The organism is Hoeflea sp. TYP-13 (assembly GCF_040932035.1).
GTDB lineage: Bacteria > Pseudomonadota > Alphaproteobacteria > Rhizobiales > Rhizobiaceae > Hoeflea_A.
Genome location: NZ_JBFRBB010000004.1, coordinates 25,482 through 41,532, shown reverse-complemented (window position 1 = coordinate 41,532; position 16,051 = coordinate 25,482). Strand labels below are relative to the sequence as shown.

Sequence of the window (16,051 nt, the reverse complement as noted above, 5' to 3'; positions counted from 1 at the left end):
AGTTGCCAAGGCTCGCGCTGCGCTACTTCTGCTTAGATAAATTCCTTGAAATTGCGCTTCTTCCGTCAGCTTATCGGTGACGTGGCCCGACTGGTCAAATGCAAATCGCAACTCCGAATTTAGGCTCAACCATATATTAAGAATCGCCACGCTACTAACGCTATAGTTGTAGCTCGCTTTACGAAACAGGTGGTGAATGTCGTTTCCGGTGTCTGCGTTACTTGGGCGAATAAACGAAGAATCAATTGATAAATCCAAAATATTCAAACAGCTAAGATACGAAATTCTGAACAATGCCCTCTTCTACGTTGTTTTGATCGCCCTCGTTCTTTCTGCGATTATTAGTTGCATCTTTCTTGGGGATTCGATAGCTGCAATAGCTATCAAAATGGCGTTTCGAGCAGCCCGTTTTGTCCTGTTGTGTGTCAGTATCACATTTATTGTCTGGTTGCTCGTTTTCTTTCGACACGATTGCAGCCTTGCCGATTATTCAAGGCTTTCATGGGATCGCATCAAGGTCGGAACCCATAATTCAAAAGTCATCAAGGTTTTGTATAGCGCGGTCATCTTCGCCGTGATTCTCGCCCCTTACCTATATTGGAAAATGAAAATCCCGCAGATGAACCCCTTCTCTTGGGACGAAACATTGGCAGCCTGGGACAGCCAGCTGTTCTTCAACCGGCAACCTTGGGAAATCCTGCAGCCTATATTCGAGGATAGAAGGATACTCACACGAATAATCGACAGTCTATACCTGCTTTGGGTTTTCATGTGCTTTGCATTCTTTTGCGGATTGTTTCTGTCCGGCAAGAGCCACATTCGATCGGCACGCCGGCAATACTGGCTGGCGACCATTCTGTCATGGGTCATCATTGGCCTCTTTGCAGCCACTGCAATGTCGTCGGCAGGTCCGGTATACTTTCAATACGTCACCGGCGACGCTCAGACATTTGGGCCACTTTTAGAGTATCTGCGCTCATTCGGGTCTCCCGACACCCATGTCTACAACGCTCAAGGTCTGCACGCCGTCGACGCAGCCAATCATTTGTGGGGTGTGTATAGGGGCGCGATTGACGCACCAGCAGGTATTTCAGCAATGCCAAGCATGCACAACGCCCAGGCTTTGCTATTTTCCCTGGTAGCATTTCGCATCCGCCTCTGGTTTGGCCTGCTTATGGCGCTTTACGCAGTGATAATCCTTATCGGCTCTGTGCATCTAGCATGGCACTATTTCGTCGATGGTATCGTTGCATTCGCGATGGTCGTGCCGATCTGGTATTTCAGCGGGTGGATACTGGATCGCGATAGGCAGACAGCGCCAGCCTGATCGCCATTTGTCATCTCCGGTCACGATCGTTGCCGATTCGCAATCATAGCCAGCGCATATACAGCTTCCGCATTTGCCCGCGGCGGCCTCTACAGCATTCATAGTGCCGGTATTGACAGAGCTTAGGAATGCAATAGCCCGTTTGATGTATTTCAGAATGCGAGCTAGTCAGAGTAATCAACCGCGCTGTAGTCAGGAAGTCATCGCAGCAGCAGTGCGTGCGCTGCTTGCAATCGGTTCAACGGGTTTGGCGATGCGATAGCAGCAGAGCCCCATCATCGCCCATAGAAATAGGGGTACGACAGGAAAGCCAAGATTGCCCCAGGGCAAGATCATGTACGGCGCTATCCAAACCACTCCGATCAGAAGCCTTTCGAACGGCAGTGCGGCACTCATATCACGCGTCGCAACATAGTAGATAAGCGCGGCCGAAAGGAATGTCATGTCGTAGTTGAACGCATAGGGGGTCACCAGGAAGACGGCAAGACAGATAATCATCAGTCGCAGAGCCGGTTCCGCGGGCCTGCGGAGGGCCCATACAGTCAACACCACGGCTGCAAGAGATGAGACGGCTTGGGCGAACCAACTGATTGCGTTCGGCAATCCGAGCTCACGGCCCGACATGAACACGGTCGGCATCATGATCGTGTAGATCCCGTCACCCCGCGTTAGTATATCTCCTTGAAGTGTGAACGTCTTGATCAGATAGCTTTCCCACGGGTGGATGCCGAACAGGACCATGCTGAGTCCAACCAGGACCAGCGTCGTGACGGAAGCCGACACGATAGGCCGCCACGCACTCAGCGCTATAAGCACGATCGGCACCATAACACCCAGTTGCGGCTTTACCGTCAGGATGCCGAACAGAATACCGGCCAGCCATGGCCGGCGCTCGATCAACAACATGCCGGCCAGAAAGAGCGCGCCGGTCAGGAAACCGTTCTGACCCGCTACGACCGTAACAAAGGTCGACGGCGCAAGGAGCAATGCCAGCATCATCAGCCAGTTTGGTGCCACGACACCGGCCTGCCCTGACAATCTGGCGGCAAAGGCATAGAGCAGAAATGTCACAGTCATAAAGGCGATATAGGCGATGACATACGGCAATTTCGCAAGCACCGCGATCATCGGCAGGAGATGTGGCGGGTAAGACCAGTTGTGAAGCGGAAATGCCTGTCCGAGAAAGCTTTCCTGCCAGGCGTGAAATTTCTCGACATCGAACAGATCCAGCACATCGCCCTGCATCGCGACCTTTGCGCCACTCCACATATTTACGAAGTCGCGGCCAATCGGGTGATTTGTCCAATCGAACACTCCGGACATGCTGCTGAGAAAGTCGATGTAAAAAGAAATATAAAACAGGGCGCTGCCGGCCAGTATGACGCCGACACCTAACTTATCGATCCGGCTAAGTCGCGGACGAACCAAAGGAATGTCATTCTGGTAGAGAGGCATTATCTCGGTGCTCCGTTTCGACTGCCGCCGAAGGCGCACACTATCGACTAAAAATTACTTCTTCGTTGCTACTGCAGCCATCTATCTGCAGTGAACAGTCAACAAAATTCGTGATGGGAGCCCTGCAAAGGTGCGCTGCTTGGACAGCCAAGCCCTACAGCTTGCGCATTGCCACCTGTTCGACCAGGTGGTCCTCGCCCTTGTGCAGGATGAGATCGGCGCGCGGGCGTGTCGGCAGGATGTTTTGCCGCAGGTTCTTCAGATTGATGTTTTCCCAAAGCCCGTTGGCGATCGCCAACGCTGCATTTTCGGAGATGGACGAATAGCGGTGGAAGAAGGATTCGGGATTTTTAAACGCCGTTTCCCTCAACCGCATGAAGCGCTCCACATACCATTCGTGGATGCGTTCTTCCTGGGCGTCGATATAGATCGAGAAGTCGAAGAAATCGGACACAAAGGGAATGATCTTGCCGTCTTCAGGCAGGTCACGCACCTGTAAAACATTAATGCCTTCGAAAATCAGGATGTCTGGACGGTCGATCAGAACATATTCGCCGGGCATCACATCGTAGGTGAGGTGCGAATAACACGGCGCCTTCACATTGGGTCTGCCGGCCTTGATGTCGGAAAGGAATTTCAGCACCGAGCCGACGTCGTAGCTGTCGGGAAAGCCCTTGCGGTCCATAAGGTTTTCCCGGCGCAGAACATCGTTGGGCAACAGAAAGCCGTCGGTTGTCACAAGGTCCACTTTCGGGCTGCCGGACCAGCGCGTCAGAAGCTCCTTCAATATTCGCGCGGTGGTCGATTTGCCGACGGCAACGGACCCAGCAATTCCAATGATGAAGGGGGTCTTGGTGACATTCGGCAGCGACAGGAAGTGCTTGCGCTGGTCGAACAGCATCTTGGAGGCCTCGACATGGGCGTAAAGCAGCCGCGACAGCGATAAATAGATGCGCCTGACCTCTTCGAGATCGACCGGGTCATTGAGCGAACGCAGGCGCGAAACCTCGTCCTCGGTGAGGGTCAGCGGCGTGTCGGCGCGAAATTCGGCCCAGCGCTCGGCAGAAAAGAACCGGTATGGAGAATAATCGCCCGGTTCAAAGTGGTTGAGCTCCTCGACCGGCCGGTTTTTAACGTCATCATTCATGATTTTGCGCGGCTCGCTTTTTCCTCAAGTCCGGATCGTGCCGTGCGGCCTTCCAGTTCCTTCATGACATCGTTCAGCGGAATATTGGCGATATTGAGCACCACCAGCAGATGATACAGCAGATCGGCCGCCTCAGACGTCAGGCCTCCGCGATCCCCGACAACAGCCGCAATTGCAGCTTCCACCGCCTCCTCGCCCAGTTTTTGCGCGGCCTTTTGCTGGCCCTTCGACACGAGTTTCGCCGTCCAGGATTCCTCCACCGGCGCATTTGCCCGTGCGGCGACGATTTTTTCCAGATCGGCTAGCGCAAATTCGGTCATCGGAAGCTCCGTTCCTTCAAATGGCTCCGTCGAGCCGCATGGCAATGCCGGCATCGGCCATGTGTTTCTTGGCCTCACTGATCGTATAGGTGCCAAAATGAAAAATCGAGGCCGCCAGCACCGCCGTTGCATGCCCATCGCGCACGCCCTCGACAAGATGGTCCAGATTACCGACACCACCTGAAGCAATCACCGGCACACTGACTGCATCGGCAACAGCTCTCGTCAGCGGAATATTGTATCCCTGCTGGGTGCCGTCGCGATCCATGGAGGTCAGCATGATTTCCCCGGCACCGAGATCAACAACCTTGCGGGCAAACTCGACCGCATCGATACCCGTCGGCGTGCGGCCGCCATGGGTGAATATCTCCCAGCGGTCATTCTCGCCATGGGCAGATACTGTCTTTGCATCGATGGAGACGACAATGCATTGATTGCCGAATTTGTCGGCCGCCTCGGCAACGAATTCCGGATTTTTGACCGCGGTTGTGTTGATCGACACCTTGTCGGCGCCCGCCAGCAGCAATTTGCGGATATCAGAAACCGTGCGTACGCCGCCGCCGACCGTCAGCGGCATGAAACATTGCTCGGCTGTCCGGGCAACGACGTCGAAAATGGTGTCGCGGTTGTCCGATGACGCGGTGATATCGAGAAAACAGAGCTCATCGGCGCCGGCGGCATCGTAGACCCTTGCCGCTTCAACGGGATCGCCCGCGTCGATGAGGTCGACGAAGTTCACGCCCTTGACGACGCGGCCGTCCTTGACGTCGAGACAGGGGATGATGCGTGCCTTTAATGTCATTTATCCGTCTCCCGTGCGCCATGCAGGAGTTCCAGCGCCTCTTGCGGATCGATACGACCGTCATATAGGGCACGTCCCGAAATCGCACCTTCCAGACGGGCGGCATCTGGCATAGTCATGCGCACGATATCGGCCGTTGAGGCCAGCCCGCCCGAAGCGATAACCGGAATATCGACCGAATCGGCGAGCGCCAGGGTGGATTCCCAGTTGATGCCGGTCAGGACCCCATCGCGGTCGATATCGGTGTAGATAATGGCGGCAACGCCCGCGCCCTCGAAGCGCCTGGCAAGTTCAACCACCTCCAGTTCGGAGGCTTCCGCCCAGCCTTCGACAGCGACCTTGCCGCCACGCGCATCGATGCCGACGGCGATCTTGCCCGGAAATGCCCGGCAGGCCTGTTTGACCAGGTCAGGATCACGAACGGCGACGGTTCCAAGGATGACGCGTGCGAGACCCTTGCCAAGCCAGGCTTCTATGTGATCGAGCGTACGAATGCCGCCGCCGAGCTGCACCGGATTTTTTGTCGCTTTCAGAATCGCTTCCACTGCCGAGCCATTGACGCTTTCGCCGGCAAAAGCGCCGTTGAGATCAACCACGTGGAGCCATTCGAAACCCTGGTCCTCAAAGGCGCGCGCCTGGGCGGCCGGATCGGTGTTGTAGACCGTCGCCTCCTGCATGTCGCCAAGCTTGAGGCGCACACACTCGCCGTCTTTAAGGTCAATGGCGGGAAAAAGTATCATGGTGCCCACTTCAAAAAATTGGCAATCAGCGCCAGACCCAGCGCCTGGCTCTTTTCGGGGTGGAATTGCGTGCCGGCACGGTTTTCGTGGACAACCGCAGCCGTCACCGGTCCACCGTAGTCCGTCTCGGCAAGAACATCCGCGTCATTTTCGGCATCGAGATAGTAGGAATGAACGAAATAGGCATGCAGCCCGTCATCACCGGTCCTGATTCCGTCAAACAGCGGATGCTCGCGCCTGAGCGTCAGCGTGTTCCAGCCGATCTGCGGGATCTTCAGGTCCGGGTCCGACGGCTCGATCAGCTTGACGTCGCCGCTGACCCAGTCAAAACCCTTCGTGACGGTCTTTTCCAGCCCGCGCGTCGCCATGAGCTGCATACCGACACAAATGCCGAAAAACGGGCGTGCCTTCGTCTCAACCGCGTGGCGAAGGGCCTCATCCATGCCGTCGACGGCAGCAAGGCCGCTGCGGCAGTCCGCAAAGGCACCGACCCCGGGCAATACCACACGGTCGGCATTCGCGACGATTTCCGGAGCGCTCGTCAGGACGATTTCGGCGTCAACGCCGCTTTCGTCCGCTGCGCGCTCAAAGGCTTTAGTGGCCGAGCGCAGATTGCCCGAACCGTAATCTATGATAGCAACTTGCATGACGTTCAGGTCTTGTCCTCATAGTCGAGCAGGCCAAGGGCAGGGCCGGACCCCGCCGGAGGCAACCGCATAGCTCCCCGCTTTCCAAATGCAGGCTGCGGAGCATTTGCCGGATGTTCGCGGACCTGGAGCCTCCCGCCGTCAGCAAAGCAGATCTCTTCCGCGGTTCCATGGTTCGGGGCCTCGATGACGCTCTGAAGCGTCCAGCCCTGCCGCTCTTTCTTCGCTATGCGCCATCCATTGCCCTCAAGCGCAACGAAAAGCGACAAAAGCACCGAAGCTGCGGTCAATACCACAGACCAGCCGGGCAGCAGGCTGATTGCAACGGCAATGCCGACCGAAATCAGAAACAGCATGATCGCGGCAAACCAGAGCCGGTTCCACAAAAGCCAGAGCACGGGAATGATCACCGCCGGTATGGAAAATCCATCGCGTATCAATACGGTGTTTTCATCCAGTTCGCTGCTGTCTGGAGGTGTCAGAACAACATAGCTGGCCATCTCAAGCCAAAGTCCCTTTCGTCGACGGAATCCGGTCCGCCTGGCGCGGATCGATTTCCGTGGCCATGCGCAGAACCCTTGCCACGGCCTTGAAGCATGTTTCGGCAATATGGTGATTGTTGGCACCATAGTGATTTGTCACGTGCAGCGTAATACCGGCATTTTGCGCCAGGGCCTGGAAAAACTCCCGGCACAACTCGGTATCGAAGGTTCCGATCTTGGGCGACGTAAACTGCGCGTTCCATACAAGAAAAGGACGGCCCGATACATCGATTGCGGCGCGTGTCAGTGTTTCGTCCATGGCAAGATCGAGCGACGCGTAACGCACAATGCCGCGGCGGTCGCCAAGTGCCTTTGCAACGGCCAGGCCGATTGCAATGCCCGTGTCTTCAACGGTGTGGTGGTCGTCGATATGCAGATCGCCCTTTGCCTCGATTTCCATGTCGATCAGCGAATGGCGCGAAAGCTGTTCCAGCATATGATCAAAAAAGCCGATCCCGGTGGCGATTTTCGATGTTCCGGTGCCATCGATATCGACCTTAACCGTTATGTCGGTCTCATTTGTCTTGCGTGCCACTTCGCCCGCGCGTTTTTGCCGGTTCTGGACCATTCGGCATACTCCATGGAATGTGTTGCAGGCTGCATAACAGGGCCACGACAAAATTTCCAGAAAAGCATAAATTCGGGTAGAGGATTTGCAAAGCCGTCAGTCGGTCTTACATAGGAATACCTGACCGCGCGAAGCGGCCTGGAACTGTCAAAGGAAGTACACATGAGTGAACACGATCCCTATGGCGTCATGCATGCGACGACCATTATCACCGTGCGCAAGGGCAATCAGGTGGTAATGGCCGGCGACGGTCAGGTCAGCCTCGGGCAGACGGTCATGAAAGGCAATGCGCGCAAGGTCCGGCGCATCGGATCGAGCAAAACCGGCGGCAGCGACGTGATCGCAGGCTTTGCCGGCGCGACCGCCGATGCCTTTACACTGCTTGAACGGCTGGAAGCCAAACTCGAACAATATCCCGGCCAGCTCATGCGCGCCTGCGTGGAACTTGCCAAGGACTGGCGCACCGACCGTTATCTGCGGCGTCTGGAAGCCATGATGCTCGTTGCCGACGAAGAAACAACGCTGGCGCTTACCGGTACCGGTGATGTGCTCGAACCCGAACACGGAACGATGGCCATCGGTTCGGGCGGCAATTTCGCCTATGCCGCCGCACGCGCGTTGATGGATACGGACAAGAGTGCCGAGGAGATCGCCCGGCGCGCCATGGAGATTGCCAGCGACATCTGCGTTTATACAAACGGCAACATCATCGTTGAAACCATGGAAAGCAAATCGTCGTGAACCTGACGCCGAAGCAACTGGACGCTGCCGTCTCGCGCGACATCATCACCGCGGACCAGCGCACGGCCCTACTTGGTCTGGCTGCGGAAACGCCGGATCCGGCCGAGCTGCGTTCGATGCGCGAAGAAGAACAGTTCCGGTTCATTACCGGCTTCAACGACATCTTTCTGGCTATCGGCGTCGCGCTCTTTGTTTCAGCTGCCGTAATGACGTCGGATCTTTTCGATTTCAGTGTTGCAAGCACCGCCGCCGCTGCCGTGGCCATGTGGCTCGTGTCGGAAATCCTCGCAGTGAGGATGCGCAGGGCCATTCCCAGCATGCTTGCGGCCGCAGCGTTTGTCATATTCGCCATGATTGCGTCGATAGGCCTGCTGTCTGAGTACATTGCCCCGCACGCCATTGAAACAAGCGGCACATTCAGTGCTTATGCGTTCACTGTGTCAGGCTGTTTGTGGGCCAGTCTCTATTATGTCCGCTTCCGCCTGCCGTTTTCACTGTTCATGATCGGCGGTGCTTTTGTTGCACTCGGATTTGTCGCACTTATGCACGCCGTGTCGGGCGGCGTAGAAAATTTCGAGGAATTTTTCTACACCCAGAAACTGACAGCATCCTATGCGCTGGTCAGCGGCCTGGTCACCTTTGCAATTGCCATGTGGCTTGACCGTTCGGATCCGGACCGGTCCACCATTAAAGCCGATTATGCATTCTGGCTGCATTTGCTGGCCGCGCCGCTGATCGTTCATGCTTTGATGTACCTTACAACCGGACTTGAGCTGGGCGGTGTGGCCACGGTCGTATCCATGGGTTCGGCGCTGGCTGTCCTTGCCATATTCGCCGCGCTGTCGGTGGTTGCGCTGATAATAGACCGGCGCGCCATCCTCGTTGCGGCCCTGACCTATCTCGGTGGCGCATTGTGGTATCTTGCGTCGCGGTCTCAATTTGCCGCGAGCAATGCCGAACTGTTCTCGATCCTGCTGATTTCGATCCTCGTAATCGGCCTTGGCGTCGGTTGGCATGGTATTCGCCGCACTCTATTTCGTATTCCAGTACTGCGCAGAGTGGAACACTCTGTCATTTCAAAACAGGTTTAAAACCGATGACAAACTACTCTCCCCGCGAGATCGTCTCCGAACTCGATCGCTACATTATCGGCCAGAAGGACGCGAAACGGGCCGTCGCCATTGCCCTGCGCAACCGCTGGCGGCGCCAGCAGCTCGAAGGCGATCTTCGTGAGGAGGTCATGCCGAAGAATATTCTGATGATCGGGCCCACCGGTGTCGGCAAAACCGAAATCTCCCGCCGGCTGGCAAAACTTGCGGGTGCGCCGTTCGTTAAGGTCGAGGCAACGAAGTTCACCGAAGTCGGCTATGTCGGCAGAGACGTCGAGCAGATCATCCGCGACCTTGTCGAAGTGGGCATTTCGCTGGTGAAAGACAAAAAACGCGAAGAGGTCAAGGCAAAGGCACACCTCAACGCGGAAGAACGCGTGCTCGACGCCCTGGTCGGCTCGACCGCATCGCCTTCGACGCGTGAATCGTTCCGCACCAAACTGCGCGACGGGCAACTGGACGACAAGGAAATCGAGATCGAGGTGGCCGATGCCGGATCGGGCATGCCGAATTTCGAGATCCCGGGCATGCCGGGCGCCAATATCGGCGTTCTCAATATATCCGACATGCTGGGCAAAGCGATGGGCCAGCCGCAGAAGAAAATCCGCACCACGGTGAAGGAATCCTACGCACAGCTGATCAATGACGAATCTGAAAAGCTGCTCGATCAGGACCAGATCAACCAGGAAGCGATGACGATCGCGCAAAATGACGGCATCGTGTTTCTCGACGAGATCGACAAGATCGCTGCACGCGATGGCGGCATGGGTGCCGGCGTTTCGCGCGAGGGTGTACAGCGCGACCTGCTTCCGCTGGTTGAAGGCACCACCGTTGCGACCAAATACGGACCGGTCAAGACCGATCATATCCTGTTCATTGCCTCGGGCGCATTTCACGTTTCCAAGCCGTCCGATCTGCTGCCGGAATTGCAGGGCCGTCTGCCGATCCGCGTCGAATTGAGAGCGCTGAACAAGGAAGATTTCCGCCGCATTCTGACCGAGACGGAGGCCAGCCTCATCAAGCAGTATGTGGCGTTGATGGCGACAGAGGAAGTGACGCTGACCTACACGGAAGACGCCATTGACGCGCTCGCCGATGTTGCTGTCGAACTCAACAGCAGCGTTGAAAACATCGGCGCACGCCGGCTTCAGACCGTGATGGAAAAGGTGCTCGACGACATATCCTATGAGGCACCGGACAAATCCGGCAGCGAATTCGTCATCGATGCGGAGTATGTGCGCAAGCATGTGGGCGACCTTGCAAAGGACGCCGATCTGTCGCGTTACATTCTGTGACTTTTACGCATCGGTTGCAAAAAGAAGACTATAATTGGCGGCTTACCACTGTGGAGCACGGAAGAAATACTCGACATTTGAGGTATATTTCATAAAGTCCCGACAAATTAAAAATGTCCTGGGAGCCCGTGGATGGTGCGCCGCCATCTGACAATACTTGGTAGCATTTCGCTTGGTTTTGTATTGCTGTTCGCGCCTGTTGCGAACAGCAAAATGCTGACCGTTCCCGAAGGCAATCGCAATGTCGAGCAACCGCGCATTCCCGGTGCCTCCGTAAAGCGGACCAAGCAGACCAAATCGACCTTCGATCGCAAATACGAGAAGATCCTCGATCTCCTGCAAAGAGACAGGAAGCTGCGCAACAAGATTTCCCGCGTTGCCGATATCTACGAAATCGATCCGCTGCACATTGTCGGCGCACTGGTTGGCGAGCACACCTACAACGTCGATGCCTACGATCACCTGCAGTCCTACTACATCAAGGCACTGTCCTACGCGACCGGCGGTATCAGGTTCAAATATGACGGTCAGGACATCGGCGAATTCGTTCAGCGCAGCGAATTCGAAAAATGCAAGGAACTGACCGCCTCATTCGCGCTCTGGTCCTGCCGCGAGACCGTCTGGGAAAACAACTTCCGCAGCAAACGGGTGGATGGACACAAATATCCCAATGACCGGTTCAGCGCCGTATTCTTCCAGCCGTTTTATGCCGGCCAGACTTTCGGGCTCGGCCAGCTCAACCCGCTGACGGCGCTGAAACATACGGATTTTGTCAATGAGAAGTCCGGTTACAAGAAGCTGTCGCACCAAAACGGCGAAGACGTCTACGAAGCTATCATGAATCCGGACATTACGCTGGCCTATGTGGCCGCGGCACTGCGGCATTCCATTGATGTCTATGGAAATATCGCCGGGTTCGACATTTCGGACAATCCCGGCATCACGGCAACGCTTTATAATGTCGGCAATCCGGATTTGCGCGCGCGCAAGCTTGCCTCCACCAACAAGAAGCGCAGGGCGCGCGGGCAAAAGCCGAAATATCCGGAAGAAAACTACTACGGCTGGCTGGTCAACGACAAACTCGAAGATCTCAGGAAGCTTTTTTAGGCGGTTTTGCCTTCTGTGCGCCGTCGAGAACCTCCTGGAGCCTTTGAATATCCTGCTCGCTCAGCTTGCCGATGCATTCCGACAATCTGTTGGCAAGTGCTGTCGCTTCGGCGGAAAGACCCGCCGTATCGATGGTAACGCGCGGATGGGAGAGCGCTGCCAGACGTTGCAGCTCTTCCGCGTCGTCCCAGATCACATTGAAAAAGCCGATGATGCGCTGCAGGAGCTCCCAGCTCGGCTGGCCGCGATGCCCATGTTCGAGTGCCGACAGGTAGGCGGGAGATACCCCAATTGCCTGAGCCATGTCTCTTTGAGTGATCGCACGTTCCGTACGCAGTCTGCGGACTTCCCGGCCGAAGGGGGTCATGGGCCGTGCTCCCTTTTTTTCAGCCTGACGTAAAGCGCACCGTCGCCGCCATGTCCGCGCGCGGCCGGCTCGCAGCCGGAGGCCAGACCGTGGAATTCGGCCGCGCCGAGCCACCGCGGCACCGAGCGCCGCAATACGCCATCGCCGCCACGCGACTGCCCTTTGCCGGTTATTACCAGCACATGACGAAGGCCACGAGCGTGCGCGCGAATCAAAAAACCGAGCAGAAGGTCATGCGCCTCGCTCTGGGTCAGGCCATGAAGATCGATACGCGCCTCGAGCGGCACGCGGCCCTTGGCAAGCTTTTTATAGACGGGTTTGTCGATCGGATTGAGGGCTCGAGGGGCCAAACCCGGCTTTTTGGACGGCGCTGCCATGGGCCGTTTGGGTGCCAGAGGGCCGGCGGGACCGGCTGATTTCTTTTCCGGCGCCGGACCGGCCTGCGGCTGCGAATCCAGCAGCGCTTCCATCCGGCCGGGGTAGGCGTCAACGGTTTTGGCAACCTGGCCCCACAAAATCCGGTCGTCAACCGTAAGGCTCTTTCCCTTGCGGCTCACGGCATGAACCTCCCGGCTGCGGCTTTCGGAAGGAGGAGGAAAAAATTGGCTGGGTGTTTCACCGACCCGGCGAGGTCACCGGCCTTTGCACCCGAGCCGGTGAATATGTCGCCGCGGGCAGGGCCGACGATGGCCGAACCGGTGTCCTGCGCCAGCATCAGGCGGCGTAACGGTGCGTTGCCAATATGGATCAGACTGTCCGCCTGCACATAGACCGGTGTGCCGAACGTGTGGAGCAACCGGTCGACGGCCAGCGACCGGCCGGCGATCAACGGCACTTTCGCCGCCGCAATCTGCCCCTTGTCATGATCGGCGACATCAGCTTGCCTGAAAAATATATAGGACCGGTTATGCCACAGGATCTCGTCAACGCGGCCGGGATTATCGCGAAGCCAGTCTCTGATGGTCTGCATCGTCACGGCCCCGGGCGACAACTCTCCAAGCTCGACGAGTACGCGGCCAATGGCTGTAAAGGGATGACCGGTCTTTGTCGCATAGGTGATCCGGCGGACGGTTCCGTCACGATAGCGCAGCCTTGCAGCACCCTGGATATGAACAAAAAACACGTCGACCTTGCTTCGCGCCCAGGCGATCTCGAGACCACGCCCCTCAAGGAAGCCACCGTCGATGCTGCGGCGATCGGCATATTCGACTATGCCGTCCCCGCATTGCCTGCCAAATGCAAAATAGGCATCAAGGCCGGCCGGCCGGTTCGTGTCATCCAGCGCAACAAGGTCCTCGGGTTTTGCATGGAACGGATATTGGAATTGCCCGGTTCGTTCGGCAGACACATCGATTTCCGGTTCATAATATCCGGTGACGAACCCGCCTGCGCCATCATCGGGTATAATACCAAACGGTATGAAATGAGTTTCAAAGAATGTCCGGGCCTGTTCGGGCGTTGAGGGCCGGTTGTTTTTAAGCGCATCGACGGCCGGCAGGAAATCCGACCACTCAATGCCCAGGGCACCGGTTTTGTAGTGCTTGACCGAGCGCGTGTAGTTTGCGCAGTCGACAAGGCCTTCTATGACTTTCAGCGGGTCGTCGGACTTCCACCCCGGCAGGTCATCAAACGGAACCGGGCGCAGGTCAGAGCTTGTCATGGTTAAATTGAAACATTTGACCATGACAAGCTCCAGCAACCATGCAGGTATCCGATCAGTCTTCAGATTCGGTCGCGATAAGCTTCCAGTTCGGGTCCCTCGAGCGGGTGTCGCGGGCAAAGGTCCAGACATCGTTGACTTCGCCGACGCTGTCGGGGTCGCCGTCAACGACCTTGCCTTCCTTGTCGTAGGTCGCGGTGATCAGCTGGCTGGCGATCCGCATCGTGATATTGGCCTCCGAACCCTTCATCTCGGCCTGAACAATGTCGGCCTTTCCGATGCCGACAAAGGACGACTTGACGGTTTCGGAACGGGCATCGCGCTCCTTGATGGCTGATACGAAGCCCTCATAGACTTCCTTGGACAGAAGCGACTTCAGAGTCTTCTTGTCGCCCTCGGCATAGGCATTGACGATCATTTCATAGGCCGTCTTGGCGCCAGCGACAAATTCCTTCGGATCAAAGTCGGCATCGGCGGAAATGACCGTGCGCAACGCCTTGTTCAGGTCGGAACCGGCCTCGCAATATTCGTCTGCCGCGACGAATCTTTCGTCGGGCGTGCGATCGCCGTCACGGCGCGGCAGCGTGATGACTTTGCTGTCGTCGCTGTCAGGTGCCGGCTGGTCGCCCTCGCGAGCGCTGTAGGGATCGAACGGCGGCCTCTCGTTACCGGTTCTGCGGCCGAGCACATTGCGCAACTGCAGGAAGATGATCACTGCAGCCACAAAGAAAAAGACTGTTACAAAATCAAAGGAGCCCATTTTTGCCTGATACCGGTATGAAACTGAACTTAGGGCCTGTACCCCTACACCCTTTCATATAGTCTGTTGATGCCAATCATTCAAATCATGTTTCCGTGGGATTCAACCAGACAGCGCAGTGAAAATTCTAGCCTTTTCGTATAATTGCCCGGGAATTTCCGCCAAAGGCCGCAAAGCGGCACTATATAGTAGCCATCGGCGCGGCGGGCGACCATTCAAAATCGCCAATGTTGGTTAAAGCCGGATACAACCTGTGACAAAAAGGGGACCACCATCGATGCCGTTTTCCATCGTTCCGCTGCTGCTCTTGATCGTGCCGATGGCGGAAATCGCGGCCTTTGTAATTGTCGGCCGCGAGATCGGCGTTTTGTGGACCCTGGCATTGATTTTTGTGACCGCTGTTCTCGGATCGATCCTGTTGCGCGTGCAGGGTTTCGGACTGATCAACAAGATCCGGCGCGAGACGGAGGCGGGCAGGGTGCCCGGGCGCGAGCTGGTTCACGGCGTCATGATCCTGATCGCCGGCGTTCTGCTGCTGACCCCCGGCTTCATCACCGATACGATCGGTTTCCTTTTGTTTGTCCCGGCGATACGCGACGCAGGATGGACGCTCATAAAAAACAAAATTTCCGTCGTTTCCACCGCAGGTTTCACACAACACAGTTCCGGACCCGGCCCAAAACGGAGCGACGCCCCGACAATCGATCTGGACGAGCAGGATTTCGAACGCGATCCTGATCCGAATTCACCGTGGAACAAGGATAAGCCGTAGCCGCGGAACCGGTGTCGGCAAAACTGCCACGCACGAATTGTTTTGGCGCCACGGCACGGGCGGTTTTGGGTTGTAAGCTCCAGAACGAAGTGGTAGCCAGTGGCCGAATGTAGGCCGAAGCGGCCGTGATCGAAGTAACCAAGGACAGTTTAATGGCCAAACAGCCCGATCCGATTAATCCAGCAGGCGCAGCTCCCGAGGGCGGCGACGCATCCAATGGCGCAGCCCCGACGCTGAATGTTCTCGCGCAGTATATCAAGGATCTTTCCTTCGAGAATCCGAACGCGCCCCAGTCGCTGACGCAGCGCGATAAGGGACCGGCCATCAATATCAACGTCAATGTCAACGCCAATCCGCTGTCCGACACGGATTATGATGTTGTCCTGGCGCTCAATGCAGAAGCCAAGGACGGCGACAAGATCGTCTTCAATGTCGAGCTTGTTTACGGCGGCGTTTTCCGGATCCAGGGCTTTCCGCAGGAGCACATGCTGCCGCTGCTGTTTATCGAATGCCCGCGGCTGCTGTTCCCATTTGCACGTCAGATCGTCGCAGACGCCACCCGCAATGGCGGTTTCCCACCGCTGATGATCGACCCGATCGACTTTGCCCAGATGTTCGCCCAGCGCATGGCTGAAGAACAGGCAAAGGCCAAAGTCGAGGCACCGTCGGTCACCAACTAGGACCGGGCCTGA

The 16,051-nt window shown here is 56.7% G+C and carries 19 protein-coding genes; 7 read left to right on the top strand and 12 right to left on the bottom strand.

Annotated features, from left to right (window positions below; all coding sequences use genetic code 11):
• Positions 1-196 precede the first annotated feature (196 nt).
• The gene (locus tag ABVT35_RS20450) at positions 197-1,327 is read left to right on the top strand and encodes a phosphatase PAP2 family protein (RefSeq protein ID WP_368468929.1); all 1,131 of its coding nucleotides are present in this window, start codon (positions 197-199) and stop codon (positions 1,325-1,327) included.
• Between the two features lie 192 nt (positions 1,328-1,519).
• Here the strand turns inward: ABVT35_RS20450 and ABVT35_RS20445 are convergent, their stop codons facing one another.
• From ABVT35_RS20445 to hisB, 8 genes are all read right to left on the bottom strand, one after another.
• On the bottom strand, positions 1,520-2,782 hold the full coding sequence (locus ABVT35_RS20445) for a glycosyltransferase family 87 protein (protein WP_368468927.1): 1,263 nt from the start codon (positions 2,780-2,782) through the stop codon (positions 1,520-1,522).
• Positions 2,783-2,936: 154 nt separating this feature from the next.
• The gene (coaA, locus tag ABVT35_RS20440) at positions 2,937-3,929 is read right to left on the bottom strand and encodes a type I pantothenate kinase (RefSeq protein WP_368468925.1); all 993 of its coding nucleotides are present in this window, start codon (positions 3,927-3,929) and stop codon (positions 2,937-2,939) included.
• Positions 3,926-4,249: a phosphoribosyl-ATP diphosphatase gene (locus ABVT35_RS20435; protein WP_368468924.1), complete on the bottom strand. Its 324-nt coding sequence runs from the start codon at positions 4,247-4,249 to the stop codon at positions 3,926-3,928. The genes coaA and ABVT35_RS20435 overlap by 4 nt, the downstream gene beginning before the upstream one ends.
• A gap of 16 nt (positions 4,250-4,265) precedes the next feature.
• Positions 4,266-5,051, bottom strand: coding sequence for an imidazole glycerol phosphate synthase subunit HisF (gene hisF / locus ABVT35_RS20430; RefSeq protein WP_368468923.1), 786 nt, complete (start codon positions 5,049-5,051; stop codon positions 4,266-4,268).
• Positions 5,048-5,791 (bottom strand): 1-(5-phosphoribosyl)-5-[(5-phosphoribosylamino)methylideneamino]imidazole-4-carboxamide isomerase, encoded by a 744-nt coding sequence (hisA, locus tag ABVT35_RS20425; protein ID WP_368468921.1) that lies wholly within the window; start codon positions 5,789-5,791, stop codon positions 5,048-5,050. The genes hisF and hisA overlap by 4 nt, the downstream gene beginning before the upstream one ends.
• Positions 5,788-6,438: an imidazole glycerol phosphate synthase subunit HisH gene (gene hisH, locus ABVT35_RS20420; RefSeq protein ID WP_368468919.1), complete on the bottom strand. Its 651-nt coding sequence runs from the start codon at positions 6,436-6,438 to the stop codon at positions 5,788-5,790. The genes hisA and hisH overlap by 4 nt, the downstream gene beginning before the upstream one ends.
• A gap of 5 nt (positions 6,439-6,443) precedes the next feature.
• Positions 6,444-6,938: a DUF2628 domain-containing protein gene (locus tag ABVT35_RS20415; RefSeq protein ID WP_368468917.1), complete on the bottom strand. Its 495-nt coding sequence runs from the start codon at positions 6,936-6,938 to the stop codon at positions 6,444-6,446.
• A gap of 1 nt (position 6,939) precedes the next feature.
• Positions 6,940-7,548: an imidazoleglycerol-phosphate dehydratase HisB gene (gene hisB, locus ABVT35_RS20410; protein ID WP_368468916.1), complete on the bottom strand. Its 609-nt coding sequence runs from the start codon at positions 7,546-7,548 to the stop codon at positions 6,940-6,942.
• 162 nt (positions 7,549-7,710) lie between these two features.
• Between hisB and hslV the strand changes: the two genes are divergently transcribed.
• The 4 genes from hslV to ABVT35_RS20390 all read left to right on the top strand — a co-directional run bounded on the left by hslV (position 7,711) and on the right by ABVT35_RS20390 (position 11,800).
• Complete coding sequence (gene hslV, locus ABVT35_RS20405) at positions 7,711-8,289, top strand: ATP-dependent protease subunit HslV (protein WP_368468914.1); 579 nt, start codon at positions 7,711-7,713, stop codon at positions 8,287-8,289.
• Positions 8,286-9,380: a hypothetical protein gene (locus tag ABVT35_RS20400; protein WP_368468912.1), complete on the top strand. Its 1,095-nt coding sequence runs from the start codon at positions 8,286-8,288 to the stop codon at positions 9,378-9,380. Before hslV ends, ABVT35_RS20400 begins: the two co-directional genes overlap by 4 nt.
• Before the next feature lie 5 nt (positions 9,381-9,385).
• The gene (gene hslU / locus ABVT35_RS20395) at positions 9,386-10,693 is read left to right on the top strand and encodes an ATP-dependent protease ATPase subunit HslU (RefSeq protein ID WP_368468910.1); all 1,308 of its coding nucleotides are present in this window, start codon (positions 9,386-9,388) and stop codon (positions 10,691-10,693) included.
• 132 nt (positions 10,694-10,825) lie between these two features.
• Complete coding sequence (locus ABVT35_RS20390) at positions 10,826-11,800, top strand: DUF1402 family protein (RefSeq protein ID WP_368468908.1); 975 nt, start codon at positions 10,826-10,828, stop codon at positions 11,798-11,800.
• Here ABVT35_RS20390 and ABVT35_RS20385 read toward each other — a convergent pair.
• The 4 genes from ABVT35_RS20385 to ABVT35_RS20370 are packed head-to-tail and all read right to left on the bottom strand — an operon-like array spanning position 11,784 to position 14,587.
• The gene (locus ABVT35_RS20385; protein WP_368468907.1) at positions 11,784-12,167 is read right to left on the bottom strand and encodes a helix-turn-helix domain-containing protein; all 384 of its coding nucleotides are present in this window, start codon (positions 12,165-12,167) and stop codon (positions 11,784-11,786) included. The two genes, ABVT35_RS20390 and ABVT35_RS20385, sit on opposite strands and share 17 nt — an antisense overlap.
• Complete coding sequence (locus ABVT35_RS20380) at positions 12,164-12,724, bottom strand: Smr/MutS family protein (RefSeq protein WP_368468906.1); 561 nt, start codon at positions 12,722-12,724, stop codon at positions 12,164-12,166. Before ABVT35_RS20380 ends, ABVT35_RS20385 begins: the two co-directional genes overlap by 4 nt.
• Positions 12,721-13,827 (bottom strand): murein transglycosylase A, encoded by a 1,107-nt coding sequence (locus tag ABVT35_RS20375; protein WP_368468904.1) that lies wholly within the window; start codon positions 13,825-13,827, stop codon positions 12,721-12,723. The genes ABVT35_RS20380 and ABVT35_RS20375 overlap by 4 nt, the downstream gene beginning before the upstream one ends.
• 55 nt (positions 13,828-13,882) lie before the next feature.
• A complete protein-coding gene (locus ABVT35_RS20370; protein ID WP_368468903.1) occupies positions 13,883-14,587 on the bottom strand; it encodes a Tim44/TimA family putative adaptor protein in 705 nt (234 codons plus the stop codon).
• A gap of 277 nt (positions 14,588-14,864) precedes the next feature.
• Here ABVT35_RS20370 and ABVT35_RS20365 point away from each other — a divergent pair, with 277 nt between their 5' ends.
• The gene (locus ABVT35_RS20365; protein WP_368468901.1) at positions 14,865-15,359 is read left to right on the top strand and encodes an FxsA family protein; all 495 of its coding nucleotides are present in this window, start codon (positions 14,865-14,867) and stop codon (positions 15,357-15,359) included.
• A 152-nt stretch (positions 15,360-15,511) separates the two neighbouring features.
• Complete coding sequence (gene secB / locus ABVT35_RS20360) at positions 15,512-16,039, top strand: protein-export chaperone SecB (protein WP_368468899.1); 528 nt, start codon at positions 15,512-15,514, stop codon at positions 16,037-16,039.
• Positions 16,040-16,051: the final 12 nt, after the last annotated feature.